This is a genomic window from Clostridium kluyveri (assembly GCF_001902295.1).
GTDB classification, from domain to species: Bacteria; Bacillota; Clostridia; order Clostridiales; family Clostridiaceae; genus Clostridium_B; species Clostridium_B kluyveri_B.
Genome location: NZ_CP018335.1, coordinates 1,507,657 through 1,524,115, shown reverse-complemented (window position 1 = coordinate 1,524,115; position 16,459 = coordinate 1,507,657). Strand labels below are relative to the sequence as shown.

Below are 16,459 nucleotides of genomic sequence, written 5' to 3'. Positions count from 1 at the left end.
ATTTAATCTATTTAGGGTATATTTGTTTTTCTCCCTGCTTCACTATACAGGAATTACCTTTTGCATCTATCTCTAAGGTATATGTATTTTCATCACTTTTGTAATTTACTGTTATAAATTGAGTATTGCTTGAATCCTCTTGAACCTGTGGATTTTCTGCAGAAGTAAGTTCCGATACATAACTTTCCACATCTTCTCCATTGAAATTTCCTTCGTTATCTCCATAACTGGCCATAGCTGCTGTATGAATCTGTTTAGCTGTATTTATTGCCTTAGTAGTCTTTACCTTGTTTTGATACGATGAAAATTTGGGAATCAAAAACCCTAAAAGAATTAAGATTATTGCCACTACAAGCATAAGTTCTATAAGTGTGAATCCTTCTCTTTTCCAGTTCTTAAATACTTTTGTTCTTCTCATGTTCCACCTCCTTTCCTTTTTAATCAAGTGATTCTTGGGTTCAAATAGAGTCTGCTATAGAAGAGTATTAGCTAATTCTGGCGTTCAGATAAGAAATGCATATTATAAAGTAGTATCCATTATGCTGAAAATTGGCATAAGAGCTGCTATGACAAATATCCCTACAAATAATGATAAAAATATTATTACGACAGGTTCTATAACCTTAGTCAATCTTTTAAAACACCTATTTATATCGTTTTCAAACAATTCTTCAAGACTTGAGAATATTTCTTCCATTTCACCTGCAGCCTCACCTGTTTTAATAAGTGATAAAAATATACTGTCATTTATCTGCAATCTATTTAAAGCGCTATATATACCTTCTCCCTGCTCCATACATCTTACACACTGTTCTATCCTTTCAGTCATAACTTTACTTTCTAACAATCCTCCTGTAATTCTTAAAGCTTTAACTATATTTATTCCTGACTTCATAAGTATGGACATGGAAGAACATATTTTAAAAATGATTAAGTTTATGTATATTTTTTTAAAATAAGGAATTTTCATTTTAATACTTTCTGAAACTTTTTCCACCTTATCATTTTTACTGAGTTTATGTAATAAAATTGCCGCTAGTATGGACACTATACATATTTTCATATAGTGGTGTCTTAAAAATTCACAACTATATATTACTGCCTTAGTTAAAATAGGCACTTCTCCTCCTGCAGACAGGATGATATCTACAAATTGGGGGATTATTTTAGTCATCAAATATACCATTACAATCATGCTTGTTATTAAAATTAACAAAGGATATGTAAGGGCATTCTTTACAGCAGCCATTATATTATATTGTTTTTCATAATAAGAGGATAATCTTTTTAATATTTCCTCCAGTCTCCCTGCTTCTTCCCCAATTTTAACAGTCTCAATCATAAATTGCGGAAATATGTTTTTAACTTTCTTCATACTTTCATGTATACTGCTGCCCTTTATAACATCTTCTTTTACAGTTTTTAAAGCCACTTTAAGCCTACTTTTATTGTATTGAGTCTCTAAAATTTCAAATGACTTAAATAAAGGTATACCCGTATTTAGCATAAGACTTAATTGACTGCATAAAATGCTTATGTCTAATACATTAGTTCTTTTTAATAAGAATTCTCTATATTTTTTTACAAAGGCTTGCTTATATATAAAATAATCCTTTTCTTTTAAATCATATGTAAGCTTTTCAAATTCAAATTCCTCACAATGCCCCTTAATTTTTTTTCCACTTTTATTAAGTGCCCAATATTTTATTATATTTTACCACCTCATTTCACTAAAAACTTACCCTTAGAAACTCTTCATAAGTAGTAACCCCTGATTTAATAAGCCCTATACAATTCTGCCTGAGTGAAACCATATTTGATTGTCTAACCTTTTCTCTAATATTAGAAATATTATTTTTTAAACATCCTTTTTCAATGTGGTCACTATGGACTATTTCATAGGCTACTGTCCTACCCTTATACCCCGTATAATTGCATTTTATACATCCTTCTCCCCTATACAGTACATCTGTAGAAAGCAAATTTAATTCTTTAACTTCTCTAAATGAAGGCACATATTTAGTCTTACAATAGGGACATATTTTTCTAACTAATCTCTGAGATATTATTCCTATTAATGCATCTTCAATAAAATATTCCGCTATGCCCATATCCTTAAGCCTTACTATGGATTCAAAGGCATCATTTGTATGAAGTGTACTTATGACTAAATGACCTGTTACTGCTGCTCTTATGGCTATATGTGCTGTTTCTTCATCCCTTATCTCTCCAAGCATTATTACATCTGGATCCTGTCTTAATATGCTTCTAAGCCCTTTGGCAAAATCCAGCCCTATTTTACTATTTACATTTACCTGATTTATACTGTCCACAGTATATTCCACAGGATCCTCTATGCTTACTATATTCTTTTCATGTTTATCTATAGTATTTAAAATGGAATACAGAGTTGTAGATTTACCAGAACCAGTGGGACCTACTGCTAAAATGAGTCCATGACCTTTAGAAATCATATTTCTTATTTTTTTTTCATCTTGTTTTAAAAAGCCCAGAGTATTTAAGTGCTTTATACCTTCATCTTTGTATAAGATTCTTATAACTATTTTTTCCCCATATATAGTGGGAAGTGTAGAAACTCTCAAATCATAGTTTAGTTTTTGTTTAACATATTTTATTTTGCCATCTTGAGGCATTCTTTTTTCTGCTATATTCATATCTGCCATTATTTTTATTCTGGCGCATAAAAGTGGATATACATTTAGAGGAATTTTAATATACTCCCCTATTATTCCATCTATCCTCATCCTTATAGTTACACTGCTCTGAAAGGGCTCTATATGCAGGTCGCTGGCTCTTTCATCTATTGCTTTATCTATTATATAATTAATGGCCTTTACCACTGGAGAATTTTGAAATTTATTTCCGTAAGATGTGAAGTTTATTGTCAATTCTGAAATGTCTTTATGAAATTTTATGTCTTTTAAGGCAAGATCTAAATTTTGTCTGCAATAATAAGTATTTATTAACTGATATATTTTCTTTTGATTTGATTTGAAAAATAATAATTCACTGCCCAATATAAATTTTAGCTGTTCTATTAATGGAAAATTTAATTTTTTACCTACGACTATAATAAATTTTTCATTAACCTTTTTTAAAGCTATCAAGCAATTATCCCTGGCTATTTCTTCTGGTATCTTCTTAACTATTTCTGTGTCTAAAACAACGTCTTCAATATCTATATATTTTAATTCCACAGAAAACATTATACCTCTCACTTTCTATTAATTTATATACCTGAAATTATATCCAGCATATAATTTTTTAAACATTTATTTTAAAATTAAAATAATAAAAAGTACAGTAAATAAATTTTCACAGTACTTTTTATTATTAATTAAATCCTATTTTACTCCTATCTCCATAAATATTATAATTTCCTTCATGATCCGATATAATATTTGTGGATTTTTCATTTATATCATACATAAATATCTCTCCGCTGCTTTCCTCACTTTCAAACCCTACAAAATACACATTGCCTTTTTCATCTCTAGACATTTCCGAAGAAATTTTGATATTTTGAGGAAAATCATATGTAATTCTTTTTAATTCATAGTTATCAGCCGTAAATTTATACACTGCTGTACCTTTTTCTCCCACATTTGCAAAGAAAAATATAGTTTCATTTTCCTCTTCTGACAGAGATTTATATATTTCTCCAAAATCATCACTTAAAAGTTTGAATTTCTTATTTTTATCTTCATAATAATATAAATATAAACTTTCTCCTGTTCTTGAAAGAAATAATAAATTATTTCCCAAAGAAGTGAAATAGATACAATACCCTTTAGTATCTTCTAAATAGACTTGTTCCTTAGAGGTATTTAAATCATATATATATATTTTATCAGAATCTTTTTTATTTTCCATACTACCATAATATATTATTCTGTGATCATCAAGCCATCTATATAGATTACCTGAAACTAATACATTAGAGTTAAGTTTTACATATTTTTTACCTTTTAAATCATATATCTTCATTCCCTGTGCACTAGCTGGGGAATCATTTTTAAAGGTCCTATAGGCGATTTTATCTCCAGAAGAATTTAATTTTATATCCACAGCAGAAAAAAAATCTTTAATTTCAGTTTTAACTCCCTTATCTATTACTATTATTTTGTTGCCAGCAGATTTCCCCACAGCATCCTTATCAACTAAATATATATAGAGAGATTTTTCTTTGTCATATAATACTTGCGCTGCATCATCAGTTGTTCCATTTTCATACAAGTTATAATTATCAACATTATACACCTTTTTTTCATTTTCATTACTTTCAGCTACAATGGTACTAGAATAATTAGGTATTTTTACTTTTTCAGTTTCATCTTCTCTTTTATTAACACACCCAGTCAAAGTAACATTCACAATAAACAGCATCATAAAAAGTATAACTTTTTTAAAATATTGCATTAAATATCATATTCCCCTTTAAAAGAAATTGCTGCAGGACCTGTCATAAACACGCTATTATCATCTTTTATTTCTACTAACAGTATTCCTCCTGGCACTGAAACTTTAACTTCTTTTCCTGTAAGGCCAATTTTATTGGCGGCTACAACACAGGCACAGCTTCCAGTACCACAGGCCAAAGTAGGTCCTGCACCTCTCTCCCAGGTTTTCACTTTTACCTCTTTTTCATTTACAATTTCACAAAAGTTAACATTAGTTCCCTGGGTAAATACAGGGTATTTTTCAATGTACTCCCCTTCAGCCACATCGTAATCTTCAAGCTTACCAAATATAACTGTATGAGGAACTCCCATGAATAAAGTAGTTATAATATAATTTTTATTTTTAATTTTTACTTCTTTTTCTATAACTTCTTCTTTAAACTCAACGGGTACTTTTTCTGGAGCAAAAGAAGGCATTCCCATATTAATGGTAATTTCTTCTACTTTTCCATTTTTTATGGTTAGAACGGCCTCCTTTATTCCATCTCCTGTTTCAATTTTTAAAATCTTATCCTTTACTAAATTCTCTTCCCATATATATTTTGCAAAACATCTTATTCCATTTCCACACATGGATGCATAGGATCCATCTGAATTTATTATTACCATTTTAATAGGTGCAATATCACTATTTCTTACTATTAATATTCCATCTGCTCCTATACCAAAATGTCTATTACAAAGCCTTAAGGCAAGTTCTTCTTCTTTTCCTAAAAATCTATTTTCTCTATCATCAATAACTATAAAGTCATTTCCCGTTCCATGCATTTTAGTAAATCTCATTTTTATATTTCGCCCTCCTATAAAATACACTAAATATTTCAAATTAAGTTTACTACTGTATTACCCTTTTATCAACAATAATTTTGTAACTTTATTTTAAAAATTTAAAATGATATAATCTATTAGATATACAACTATATGAGAGGGTGAACCTTATGGCCTTAGATGGTATTTTTATACACAGCATTTTACAAGAATTAAAATTAAAGTTATTGGGAGGAAAGGTTGAAAAAGTAAATCAACCAGAAAAAGACGAAATAATATTAACTATTAGAAATGAAAAAACGCCCTATAAATTGTTAATAAGTTCTAGTTCAATATATCCTAAAATACATATTACGGATAAAAATAAAAAAAATCCCCTGCAGCCTCCTATGTTTTGTATGATTTTAAGAAAATATTTGAATTCATCAAAATTAATTAATATATCCCAATTGGATACAGATAGGGTAATATTTTTAGACTTTCAAAGCTTAAATGAATTAGGTTTTGACAACATATATACCCTGGTCATAGAAATAATGGGAAAACACAGCAATATAACTTTAATTCGTAAAAAAGACACTATAATTATGGATAGTATAAAACACATAACACCAGAAATTAATTCCATAAGATCCTTGTTTCCTGGAATTAAATATATTTTTCCGCCTATTTCTAATAAATTGAATCCTTTTTGTTACAAAAGAGAAGAATTCAAACATGTACTGCAAAACATGAAATTCCTAGATAATAAATCTTTTTCTAAAATATTCACAGGTGTAAGTACTTCTTTTTCAAAAGAACTATATCACATGCTATCTGAATTAAAGTTAGCCGAACTGGATATTTTTAAAGAATCAACTATAACTGTTTTACATGGTTTCTGCAGCAAAATTTTTTCTAAGTTTAAAGATAACGAGTTTTATTTTGCCTATTATACTAAGGATGGAAAAATGAAAGACTTCTACTGCAGCAAATTGACTTATTTAAAAGATTGCGTGGAAGTACATTATTCCACTCCTTCCAAACTTATAGATGATTTTTATTATGAAAAAGATAAAACAGACAGATTGAACAGCAAAAGTTCTGATATGCAGAAACTAATAAATATAAACTTAGAACGATGTAATAAAAAAGTTAAAATTTTAATGGAGAATTTAAAAGATTGTAACAATAAGGATACATATAGAATACAGGGAGAGCTGCTTACTTCAAATATTTATAATATACATAAAGGAGATTCCAAAATAAAAGTTCAAAATTATTATAGTAATATATTAGAATATATAACCATAAAATTAGATATAAACAAGACACCTTCTGAAAATATTCAAAGCTATTTCAAAAAATATAATAAACTAAAGAAAACAGAAAAAGCAGCTGAAGAACAATTAAAAATAGCTAAAGAAGAAATTGAATACTTAAATTCTGTATTTATAAATATAAAAAATTCTGACAGTTATGATCATATTGAAGAAATAAAAAGAGAACTTATGGAAACAGGGTATATTAAATTTAAAAAGTCAACAAATAAGAAAAAAACTAAAGCTTTCAAACCTGCAAAGTTTATATCAAGTGACGGTATAGAAATATACGTAGGTAAAAACAACCTGCAGAATGACTACCTTACTTTAAAATTTGCAGACAAAAGAGACTTATGGTTTCATACAAAAAATACTGCAGGTTCCCATGTAATAGTAAAAAATTTTGGTAAAGTTCCAGACAAGACTCTGGAAGAGGCTGCCAGTCTTGCTGCCTATTATAGCAAAGCCCGAAATTCTTCAAAAGTAGCTGTAGATTATACAGAGGTTAGAAATATGCATAAACCAAATGGAGCTAAACCTGGAATGGTAATATACTACTCCAATAAAACTATATACATAACCCCTGAGAAGCCTTCTATTGAGCAAATAGACTAAAATTCAAAAATTCATGAAAAACTTGCAATCCCCTATAAACTATCTTATAATTAATTAGAAATTTAATATCCTTTAAAATGATCCCGTGAGGTCAATAAGGCAATTAAAATAGATACTTCTATGCCCTCTCGTTTGGAGAAGGGCTTTTTTATTTAATTAACACAATATAAGGAGGTGAAACTATTGAAATTAAAAGCACTTATACTTGATGAAAAAGCCATGAATAGAACTCTGACCAGAATATCTCATGAAATAATAGAAAAAAACAAGGGTGCAGAAGATATAGTACTTGTGGGTATAAAAAGGAGAGGATATCCTCTTGCAAGAAGAATATCAGAAAACATTTATAAAATTGAAAAACTTAAGTTAAGGGTGGAAAGTGTAGATATAAGTCTTTACAGAGACGATTTAAGCAGATTATCTGATCAACCTGCCCTAAAAAAATCACATCCAATAGATGTAGAAGATAAAAAAATAATATTAGTAGATGATGTAATTTATACTGGAAGAACCGCAAGAGCTGCAATAGATGCAATCATACATTCTGGAAGGCCAAAATTAATACAGCTGGCTGTATTAATAGATAGAGGTCATAGAGAGCTTCCTATAAGAGCCGATTATGTAGGTAAAAATATTCCTACATCTCGAGACGAAATAGTATCTGTAGAAATTTCAGAAATAGATGAATGTAATTCCGTAAAAATATATGAAGTCTAAAGTTTTTAAAATAATGGAGAGTGTTTGTAAATGAAAAATTATGTAGACGTAGAAGAAAAACTACCTTTAAAGATTACCCTGCCGCTGAGTTTTCAACATTTGTTCGCCATGGTAGGTGCTACTATACTTGTACCAATACTTACTGGCATGAGTCCATCCATTGCTTTATTCTGTAGTGGTGTAGGAACTCTTTTGTATATACTGTGTACTAAGGCCAAGCTTCCAGCATATATAGGTTCCTCTTTTGCCTTTATAACTCCAATACTTATAGCTTCAAAAAACTATGGACCGGAAGCCATGCTCTCTGGTGTAATAGCTTCTGGATTGGTTTACATAATTGTAGCAATTATAATAAAACTTTGTGGCGTAAATTGGCTAAATAGAGCTCTTCCCCCTGTGGTTGTGGGTTCTATAGTTATAGTTATAGGCTTAGGTCTTGCAGGTACAGCCATAAATTGGGCTGGACTTAATCCTTCTTTTATAAACGATCAAATGCAAAATGTTCCAAGGTGGGCCTGGATAACAGTTTCAGTAGTTACACTAGCCGTAGGAGTAATTGGAAGTATGTATTTTAGAGGTTTTCTTGCTGTGATACCTATACTGGTAGCTATGATAGTAGGTTATATACTCTCACTGGCTTTAGGTATTATACCTAAACAAGCTATAAATTCTATACTATCCAGTAGTTTCTTTAAAGTACCTGCTTTTATGTTTCCTAAGTTTAATATAAATGCCATGCTGCTTATGGCTCCCATTGCCTTCGTTACTCTGGCAGAACATATAGGCCATGTCTATGTGACCAACAATGTAGTTGGCAGAGACTTTACAAAGGAACCAGGTCTTCACAGATCTATACTGGGAGACGGTGTAGCCACAATGTTTGCAGGTTTTACAGGAGGACCTCCAAACACAACTTATGGAGAAAACATAGGTGTTATGGCTATAACTAAAGTATATAGTGTATGGGTTATAGGTGGTGCTGCAGTAATAGCTGTAGTTTTATCCTTTATAGGACCTGTAGCCACTCTTATTGAGAATATGCCCATGCCTGTAATAGGCGGGGTAAGTATACTTCTCTTTGGTATAATAGCATCTTCTGGTTTTAGAATATTTGTAGAAGATAAAATAGATTTTAGTAAAAACAGAAATCTTATACTGGCTTCTGTAATAATAGTAATAGGCATAGGAGGAGCTTCTTTAGATTTTACCTTGGGAGGTTCTCCAGTACAAATATCTGGGGTTGCACTTTCAACTATTATAGGAATAATATTAAATTTAATACTACCACAGCAAAGTGCTGCTGAATTAAAAAATTCAAATTAAAAATATAATTAAATTATCGAAATTCAAATTTGGCGGATTTTCGGTGAATACCGGAAATCTCCATTAACTTTTCACTATTAATTATTAACTATCTAAAATATCTATTATTCTCTTAAAATACCCCGGCACTTCCACCTGGAACTCCATATATGTACCTGTACTTGGGTGTATAAACCCTAACTTTTGAGCGTGAAGCAGCTGGCCTTTTAAATTAAACTTCTGTTTTTTATACCCATACACCGGATCCCCCACAACAGGATGTCCTAAATAACACATATGCACTCTTATTTGATGAGTTCTTCCTGTTTCAAGTATACATTTAACCAAAGTGTACTCTTTAAATCTTTTAATTACCTCATAATGGGTGACAGCCCTTTTACCCCCTTCTACCACTGCCATTTTTATTTTATCTTTTTTATGTCTTCCAATAGGTTTATCTAAACTTCCTTTCTCTTCTTTTATAATTCCTTCAACTAAGGCTATATACTCTCTGGTCATAGAATGATCCTTTAACTGTTCTGATAATTTATTGTGAGATATATCATTCTTGGCAATAACAAGTATTCCAGAAGTATCCTTGTCTATCCTATGTACTATACCTGGTCTTGCAATTCCATTTATACCTGACAAATCCTCTCTGCAGTGATTTAAAAGTGCATTTACTAAAGTACCTGTATACACTCCTGAAGCTGGGTGCACTATCATTCCCTGAGGCTTATTTACCACAATTACATCACTATCTTCATATAGTATATCAAGCTCTATATCCTCCCCTTTTATATTAAGTTCCACAGCATCCGGTAAAGAAACCTTAATGTTGTCTCCCATTTTAGTTTTATAATTGGATTTTTTCATCCTATGATTCACTTCTACCAAATTATCTTCTATTAAATTTTGAATATAGGATCTGGATTTATCCTGAATATGTTTGCAAATAAATAAATCCAATCTTAAATTTTCTTCATCATCGTTTACTAAAAAATTTCTAATTTTCATATTTTTCTTCCTTTAACAAATAAAATGCCAATGCTATAGTACCTGTTACCACTAAAATATCAGCTATATTAAATATAGGGAAATAGTAAATATCTCCAAGATGAAATGCTATAAAATCAACTACATATTTATATAGTATTCTATCTATCAAATTACCCAAAGCTCCACTTATTATAAGTGACAGACTTATTTTAATTATTTTTGATTGAGGCTTGAATTTAAAAATATAATATATCATGCCTATGATTACAACTATTGTTATTGCAGCAAGCAAATATAATTTATTTTGTAAAATTCCAAAGGCGGCCCCTTTATTCTTTATATAAAGAAGGGACACCAAATTGCTCACTACATCCATATGAGAATTTTCAGATAAATTTTGCATGATCCACACTTTGGTAAGCCTATCTGCTGCAATCCCTAGTAGTATTATAAATATCTCCATTAAATGCCTCCAGTCTTATTGTTTTACATTCACTACAAGTTCTTAATTACACTTTTCAGTATTTCTGTAGAATTTTTTATAGCTATAGGTGCAAATTTTTCATATTCTATGCTGGCACCATTATTTGCATTATCTGATATAGATCTTATTATAACAAAAGGCACATTGTTTAAATAAGCTACCTGAGCAATACTTCCGCCCTCCATTTCACAAGCAAGAGCATTGAATTCCTTGTACAAATATTTTACTTTTTCTGCACTTGAAACAAATTCATCTCCTGTAACTATTCTTCCCACAAAACTATTTTTATTTTCCATTTTAGAACAAGCATTTTTAACTTCTTCTATAAGTTTTTTATCACATTTAAAATCATATGTATCTACTCTAGGGATTTGTCCTATTTCATATCCAAAGGCTACAGCATTAACATCGTGCTGTACCAAATTATCTGCTATAACTATATCTCCAGGATATATATCCTCTGCCACTCCCCCTGCAATACCCACATTTATTATTATATCCACTTTAAAATCATCTATAAGTATCTGAGTACATATTGCTGCATTTACTTTTCCTATACCACTTCTTACCACTATTATATCTTTACCATATAACTTTCCTGAATTAAACTTCATATTAGCTTTCAATCGGGTTTTATGAACTTTTAATTCAGACAATATTATCTCTAGTTCTTCGTCCATAGCTCCAATAATTCCAATAATCATAATAAATACACCCACCTCTTTCAATCTTACTAAATAGCATATATAACTTACTCTAAATTGTCAACTTTTACACATATAGAAACCTTGGAAATAAAAAAGTCACTCTAATTTCAGAGTGGCCTTTTTTTATCCTCTTACAAAGAAATTCTTAATCTCTTCCAACTCATCTTCCTCTGTAAAAATTTCATCTTTAATGTCACCTATTTCTTTGGTATCATACTTATCCACATATACATCATCTTTATCTACGATAGGCTCTGCATATTCTTCCTTATTTAAATTACTTTCTCTTAAGGATGGAGAGAATTCAATACCCTTTGGTTCTACTTTTTCTATACTTTTCACCTGAATATTCTCTTCAGGAATTTCATCTACCTCATAGCCTATATCATAGTTTTTTACAAAATCTTTTTCCATATCATCAAACATTTCCAATTGAGTTTTGACGAAACTTCTAAACTTTGTTCTAAATTTACTAAATTCCTGCTTTACCCTCTCAAATTCATCATTAATTTGAATTACATCACTATGAGCCTTATCTATTATCTTCTGGGCGGTATCATTGGCATTTTTTAATATACACTCACTTTCCTTTTTTGCATTCTCCTTAACCTGTTCAGAGGTATTTTGAGCTAACAGGAGGGTTCCTTTTATGGTATTTTCCATTTTGTTATAATGATTTACTTTATCTTCCATAAGCTGAAGCTTTTCTTTTAAAAGAGAATTTTCCTTACACATAGCTTCATAAGACTCTGCTATTTTATCCAAAAATTCATCTACTTCATCTATATTATATCCTCTAAGACCTTTTTTAAATTCTTTATTTGTTATTTCCCCAGCAGTTATCAACATACTAAGCACCTCAAATCAATTAAATTTTTTTATGTGAAGTTTACATCCTCCTCTTTTAGTATAACCTAACTTTTTTACAACTTTAAACTTTCCATATCCTCTCACAGTTATAACACACCCAGAATCATTTATAATTTTATCTTTTTTAGTCACAGGCAAATAATCTAAAAGTACCTTGCCTTGTTTCATAAGCTCTTCTGATTTACTTCTAGATATTCTACACATGGAACTCAGTAAACAATCAATTCTAAGTGATGAAGTATTTATATCAAAAGTTTTAAAATCATAGTCAGGAATTTCAGTTATATTAGTATCCAAAAAAGTTATATTACATTCACATTTTCCTATACTGCTTAAATTCATATATACATAATCACTTATATCTTCATAAACAGCTGCATAACATTCATTATTTTCTTTTACTATCAAATCTCCAAATTTTCCTCTTTTAATTCCCAGTGCCATAAGTGCCCCTAAATAATCTTTATGTTGAAGTCTGACAAACTTGGAGCTGCATTTTATTTTCATAAGCCTTACAGGATAATCTAATACTTCACTTTGTGAAAATACTAAAATCTTTCTTTCTGCATTTTCAAATATGCCATAGCTATACACATTTATCCCGACTTGCTCTTTAAAATCCTCTAAGGTCTTCCAAAGATTTGGGGGATAAAACTCCGACGTAAATATATTTTTATGAATTTTATTTGCTAAAATTATTTTATCGTATATAGATAGTATTTCACTTTCATTATGAAAGTGAAATTTACTTAAAAAAGTATTTTTGTCCATAACTCTCCTTTGAAATTTCTGCAAGTTGTCACATAAACATTCCAATTATTGCAAATACAATTCCCCTTATTATATCTATCATAAAAAAAGCTATTATAGGTGAAAAATCTATCATAAGCCCAGGCATAATTCTTTCCTGAAGCATTCTACCCGGTCTCATAAGAGGTTCTGTAAACACATGCAAAAGTTCTACAAAGGCATTACCTCTTCCTGGCATAATCCATGATAAAATTACATCCAATATAATAGCAGCCTCAAGAAATCTAAATAAAAGAGATATTGCAACGGCTAAAGTACTGCTTATCATTTTTGCCTCCAATTATTTTATTTATACTATTATTTCCAGCCAAATATTTTTTTTGCAGATAACTCATTTTTTAAATCACTGCTAACTTCTACACTAGACGGGGAAAGTATATATACTCCCTTTTCTATTTCCTCCAGATCTCCACCCAATGCATAACTTGCTCCACCCATAAAATCCAACAATCTCTGAGCTATTCTGGTTTCTAATCCTGTAGTATTTATAACTATAATCTTTCTATTTTTAAGTTCATCACATATATCCGCTGCTTCTTCATAGGTAGTTGGCTTAACTATCCTAACTTTAGCTGATATTGTAGTATGTATGCTTACAACTTTATTTTGTCTTTTAGAATTCATAATACTTTCTACATCTGTAAAATCATTTTTTGAATTTTTTTCCTCTTCAACTTCTTCTATATCCTCTTCCAAATCATCTTCTAACCCCAAGAATCCCATCATTTTGTTTATCATCTTGCCAGCCATAAAAAATACCTCCTATTTATTATTATAATTTCTCTTTCCAAATATACCTTCCCCAATTCTTACTAAAGTAGAGCCTTCCTCAACAGCCACACCATAATCATGAGTCATACCCATAGATAGTATATCCATACTAATGTTTGTGAACCTCTTATTTTTTAAATCTTCAAAAATATACTTCATTTTTCGAAAATAACTTCTGCAACTTTTTTCATCTCCTATGGGAATTACAGACATAAGGCCTTTAACTTTAACATTAGTACATAACCCACAGGCTTCTATTAATTCTTCTAAATTTTCTAAATATATGCCTGTCTTATTTTCTTCACGTCCTATATTTATTTGAATAAGCACATTTGCAGTCAAATTTTTAGCTTTATAGTGTTTTTCTAATTCCTGGAGGAGTTTTACACTATCCAGAGAATGAATAAGTTCTACCTTACCTACTATATATTTTACTTTATTTCTTTGAAGATGTCCTATAAAATGCCACTTTATATCTTCGGGTAAATTAGATTCTTTATTTACAAATTCCTGAACTTTATTTTCTCCAAAGTCTCTAATACCTAAATCGTAGACTTTTTGTATATCTTTAATAGATTTTGTCTTTGAGACTGCTACTAAAATAACATTACTTTCCCTTAAATCTTCTTCAATCTTACTTAAATTCTCCTTAATTGACAATAATACCGTCTCCTTATATCTTTAAGCACAACTTTAATAAACACTACAAAAATACCTCATAGATTATTTATTCTTCATAGATATTAAAATTCCTTCAAAAATTATTTTTTTTTATTAATTTCTAATAAATTTATATATCACAGAAAGTATAAAAATATTTAATTTTCCTTCTTCATAAAATGTACTTTATATTCTCCATTATAAGCAGGTATTTGTATATTATCAGACTTTTCCACATTGACCTTTATTTTTCTAACCATCATTGTCTTTAAATAATTTTCATTTGATATCATATAATTATAAAGTACATCTTTATTTCCTATGGCATCAATTAAAAAGGGAGCTGCAATCTTCACTCCATTCACTCTTAAAAAAGGTCCGCTGCAATATACTTCAGAACTATCTACTATTCTATGTCCATTTATAGAAATTGCTTCTGCATCTGCATTTTTTAAATCATTTATTACCTGTATAATATCAGTATTATGAACAATTCTCATCTGATATTCAAATACATCCAGTCCATCTTCCATGGTAGCATCATCTAAATATATACTTATTCCCTGACCTTCCACAGCTACCTTTCCAAGTAATATATTAGCTTTATCTATCTCTTCATTTATAGTGCCTATAAGCTGAGCTTCATTTTCCTCATTATCCATATATTTTTTTAGTTTATCGTAATTATCATTATACTGACCTGTTAATGATAATATTTCACTATAAAGCTGATTTTTATAACTATATGCATCTTGATATTGTTTTGCACTTAAAAATACTGTTTTTTTAGTATTTCCCTTGTAAATACTTATATTCATAGATATAAGTATACCTATAATTACAGAAGCTATAAAAACAAAAATATTGGCTTCAGTGGCCTTCATCTACTTCACCTCATTGACGTAATTTGCTTTTTTCTATTAACAGCCTTCGTATAATAGCAAAATTATCAAATATTCTTCCTCCAAAAACTATGACTGCCGCTAAATATATGGGTACTCCAAGCTTGTCTCCCAAATAAGCAAGTGCTGCTGCCAGTACTGCATTTCCAAAAAATCCAGATATGAAAATATCTAATCGGAAATGCTTAGACAGATTAGCCCTTATAGCACCGAACACAGAATCTAAACAGGCTAGAATCGCCACAGACATATAAGGGGAAAATTTATCTGGAATATTCACATTCCAGACTATTCCTATAATTATTCCTAGTATAAGACCAATAAAGCCTATCATTTTCACCACATCCTACTATTCTTTTACAGGTTTTGCATACTCAAATTTATATGTGCCACTATATTTTTCTATATTTATGCTGTCTGATTTTTCAAATTTAACCTCACATATGGTTTTCAGATCTGTAAACACTTCAGGAAATCCCATGGCACTGTAGAGTAGATTTTTATCTCCTATAGCCTTTATTACTATTCTACTTGAAGGTGATATTTTTTCATCGTTTATAAGTATATAATTGCCTGCAGTTCTTATGCCTGTCCTCAAAACAATCCTTATATCATTTATAGATATAGCCTCTGCCCCTGCAAACCTAAGTTCATTTACCAAATAAGCTAAATCCTTATCAGTTATATGATTACCAATATTATTATTGGTAAAGAGCTTACTATTTGGAGTCAAGTATATTATTATACCAGGTCCTTTTACATCTACTTCTCCTGTAAGCATTCTACTATCCTCCAAATTTTTCAGAAGACTTTTTGTAGAGTCACTTTTATTTGCCATAGCGTCTTCATAGTCTTTTATTTTATCTTGAAGCTCACTTACTTTTGTCTCCAAAGCACTCTTTTCTTTTTTATACTGCTCTATCTCTACCGTGATATCTGTGCCATTTTCTCTACTTAAATTAAAGGCATTTTCTTGTTTCATAAGTACTTTAAACTGGTAAGCAAGCATAAATCCAAGTATACCGCATACCAAAGCCATACTAATTTGAGAGGTTAACTTACGCATTTTATT

19 protein-coding genes are annotated in these 16,459 nt (G+C 30.1%); 3 read left to right on the top strand and 16 right to left on the bottom strand.

Annotation, left to right across the window (positions count from 1 at the left end; genetic code table 11):
* Positions 1-7: 7 nt before the first annotated feature.
* From BS101_RS07470 to dapF, 5 genes are all read right to left on the bottom strand, one after another.
* Entirely contained in the window at positions 8-418 is a 411-nt protein-coding gene (locus BS101_RS07470; RefSeq protein WP_073538260.1) for a type II secretion system protein, read from the bottom strand.
* Positions 419-520: 102 nt separating this feature from the next.
* On the bottom strand, positions 521-1,531 hold the full coding sequence (locus BS101_RS07465) for a type II secretion system F family protein (protein ID WP_265874979.1): 1,011 nt from the start codon (positions 1,529-1,531) through the stop codon (positions 521-523).
* 199 nt (positions 1,532-1,730) lie between these two features.
* A complete protein-coding gene (locus BS101_RS07460; RefSeq protein ID WP_242951424.1) occupies positions 1,731-3,239 on the bottom strand; it encodes a GspE/PulE family protein in 1,509 nt (502 codons plus the stop codon).
* A 115-nt stretch (positions 3,240-3,354) separates the two neighbouring features.
* Positions 3,355-4,440, bottom strand: coding sequence for a hypothetical protein (locus BS101_RS07455; RefSeq protein WP_073538257.1), 1,086 nt, complete (start codon positions 4,438-4,440; stop codon positions 3,355-3,357).
* Complete coding sequence (dapF, locus tag BS101_RS07450) at positions 4,440-5,264, bottom strand: diaminopimelate epimerase (protein WP_073538256.1); 825 nt, start codon at positions 5,262-5,264, stop codon at positions 4,440-4,442. Before dapF ends, BS101_RS07455 begins: the two co-directional genes overlap by 1 nt.
* Positions 5,265-5,419: 155 nt before the next feature.
* Between dapF and BS101_RS07445 the strand changes: the two genes are divergently transcribed.
* The 3 genes from BS101_RS07445 (at position 5,420) to uraA (ending at position 9,205) form a co-directional block, all read left to right on the top strand.
* Positions 5,420-7,165 (top strand): Rqc2 family fibronectin-binding protein, encoded by a 1,746-nt coding sequence (locus BS101_RS07445; protein WP_073538255.1) that lies wholly within the window; start codon positions 5,420-5,422, stop codon positions 7,163-7,165.
* 183 nt (positions 7,166-7,348) lie between these two features.
* The gene (pyrR, locus tag BS101_RS07440) at positions 7,349-7,882 is read left to right on the top strand and encodes a bifunctional pyr operon transcriptional regulator/uracil phosphoribosyltransferase PyrR (protein ID WP_073538254.1); all 534 of its coding nucleotides are present in this window, start codon (positions 7,349-7,351) and stop codon (positions 7,880-7,882) included.
* Positions 7,883-7,912: 30 nt separating this feature from the next.
* Positions 7,913-9,205: a uracil permease gene (gene uraA, locus BS101_RS07435; protein WP_073538253.1), complete on the top strand. Its 1,293-nt coding sequence runs from the start codon at positions 7,913-7,915 to the stop codon at positions 9,203-9,205.
* Positions 9,206-9,289: 84 nt separating this feature from the next.
* On the opposite strand, the gene BS101_RS07430 is transcribed toward uraA, so the two are convergent.
* The 11 genes from BS101_RS07430 to BS101_RS07380 all read right to left on the bottom strand — a co-directional run bounded on the left by BS101_RS07430 (position 9,290) and on the right by BS101_RS07380 (position 16,453).
* Positions 9,290-10,201 carry an RluA family pseudouridine synthase gene (locus BS101_RS07430; RefSeq protein WP_073538252.1) on the bottom strand — a complete coding sequence of 304 codons (912 nt, stop codon included), beginning with the start codon at positions 10,199-10,201 and terminating at the stop codon, positions 9,290-9,292.
* Positions 10,191-10,646, bottom strand: a complete 456-nt coding sequence (lspA, locus tag BS101_RS07425) for a signal peptidase II (protein WP_073538251.1) — start codon at positions 10,644-10,646, stop codon at positions 10,191-10,193. Before lspA ends, BS101_RS07430 begins: the two co-directional genes overlap by 11 nt.
* Before the next feature lie 32 nt (positions 10,647-10,678).
* A complete protein-coding gene (locus BS101_RS07420) occupies positions 10,679-11,371 on the bottom strand; it encodes a 5'-methylthioadenosine/adenosylhomocysteine nucleosidase (protein WP_073538250.1) in 693 nt (230 codons plus the stop codon).
* A gap of 126 nt (positions 11,372-11,497) precedes the next feature.
* Positions 11,498-12,223, bottom strand: coding sequence for a DivIVA domain-containing protein (locus tag BS101_RS07415; protein ID WP_073538249.1), 726 nt, complete (start codon positions 12,221-12,223; stop codon positions 11,498-11,500).
* A gap of 15 nt (positions 12,224-12,238) precedes the next feature.
* Positions 12,239-13,015 (bottom strand): RNA-binding protein, encoded by a 777-nt coding sequence (locus BS101_RS07410; RefSeq protein ID WP_073538248.1) that lies wholly within the window; start codon positions 13,013-13,015, stop codon positions 12,239-12,241.
* Between the two features lie 28 nt (positions 13,016-13,043).
* Positions 13,044-13,322: a YggT family protein gene (locus BS101_RS07405; RefSeq protein WP_073538247.1), complete on the bottom strand. Its 279-nt coding sequence runs from the start codon at positions 13,320-13,322 to the stop codon at positions 13,044-13,046.
* Between the two features lie 29 nt (positions 13,323-13,351).
* Positions 13,352-13,804, bottom strand: coding sequence for a cell division protein SepF (locus tag BS101_RS07400; protein ID WP_073538246.1), 453 nt, complete (start codon positions 13,802-13,804; stop codon positions 13,352-13,354).
* Between the two features lie 12 nt (positions 13,805-13,816).
* Positions 13,817-14,485 (bottom strand): YggS family pyridoxal phosphate-dependent enzyme, encoded by a 669-nt coding sequence (locus BS101_RS07395; protein WP_073538245.1) that lies wholly within the window; start codon positions 14,483-14,485, stop codon positions 13,817-13,819.
* A 158-nt stretch (positions 14,486-14,643) separates the two neighbouring features.
* Complete coding sequence (locus tag BS101_RS07390; protein ID WP_073538244.1) at positions 14,644-15,369, bottom strand: DUF881 domain-containing protein; 726 nt, start codon at positions 15,367-15,369, stop codon at positions 14,644-14,646.
* Between the two features lie 10 nt (positions 15,370-15,379).
* Complete coding sequence (locus BS101_RS07385; RefSeq protein ID WP_073538243.1) at positions 15,380-15,721, bottom strand: small basic family protein; 342 nt, start codon at positions 15,719-15,721, stop codon at positions 15,380-15,382.
* 15 nt (positions 15,722-15,736) lie between these two features.
* Complete coding sequence (locus tag BS101_RS07380; protein WP_073538242.1) at positions 15,737-16,453, bottom strand: DUF881 domain-containing protein; 717 nt, start codon at positions 16,451-16,453, stop codon at positions 15,737-15,739.
* Positions 16,454-16,459: the final 6 nt, after the last annotated feature.

Excerpts from the sequence above, each read along its gene's own strand:
- BS101_RS07470 (WP_073538260.1), bottom strand. The coding sequence starts at position 418 with ATGAGAAGAACAAAAGTATTTAAGAACTGGAAAAGAGAAGGATTCACA.
- BS101_RS07455 (WP_073538257.1), bottom strand. The coding sequence starts at position 4,440 with ATGCAATATTTTAAAAAAGTTATACTTTTTATGATGCTGTTTATTGTG.
- dapF (WP_073538256.1), bottom strand. The coding sequence starts at position 5,264 with ATGAGATTTACTAAAATGCATGGAACGGGAAATGACTTTATAGTTATT.
- BS101_RS07445 (WP_073538255.1), top strand. The coding sequence starts at position 5,420 with ATGGCCTTAGATGGTATTTTTATACACAGCATTTTACAAGAATTAAAA.
- uraA (WP_073538253.1), top strand. The coding sequence starts at position 7,913 with ATGAAAAATTATGTAGACGTAGAAGAAAAACTACCTTTAAAGATTACC.
- BS101_RS07430 (WP_073538252.1), bottom strand. The coding sequence starts at position 10,201 with ATGAAAATTAGAAATTTTTTAGTAAACGATGATGAAGAAAATTTAAGA.
- lspA (WP_073538251.1), bottom strand. The coding sequence starts at position 10,646 with ATGGAGATATTTATAATACTACTAGGGATTGCAGCAGATAGGCTTACC.
- BS101_RS07420 (WP_073538250.1), bottom strand. The coding sequence starts at position 11,371 with ATGATTATTGGAATTATTGGAGCTATGGACGAAGAACTAGAGATAATA.
- BS101_RS07415 (WP_073538249.1), bottom strand. The coding sequence starts at position 12,223 with ATGTTGATAACTGCTGGGGAAATAACAAATAAAGAATTTAAAAAAGGT.
- BS101_RS07410 (WP_073538248.1), bottom strand. The coding sequence starts at position 13,015 with ATGGACAAAAATACTTTTTTAAGTAAATTTCACTTTCATAATGAAAGT.
- BS101_RS07405 (WP_073538247.1), bottom strand. The coding sequence starts at position 13,322 with ATGATAAGCAGTACTTTAGCCGTTGCAATATCTCTTTTATTTAGATTT.
- BS101_RS07400 (WP_073538246.1), bottom strand. The coding sequence starts at position 13,804 with ATGGCTGGCAAGATGATAAACAAAATGATGGGATTCTTGGGGTTAGAA.
- BS101_RS07390 (WP_073538244.1), bottom strand. The coding sequence starts at position 15,369 with ATGAAGGCCACTGAAGCCAATATTTTTGTTTTTATAGCTTCTGTAATT.
- BS101_RS07385 (WP_073538243.1), bottom strand. The coding sequence starts at position 15,721 with ATGATAGGCTTTATTGGTCTTATACTAGGAATAATTATAGGAATAGTC.
- BS101_RS07380 (WP_073538242.1), bottom strand. The coding sequence starts at position 16,453 with ATGCGTAAGTTAACCTCTCAAATTAGTATGGCTTTGGTATGCGGTATA.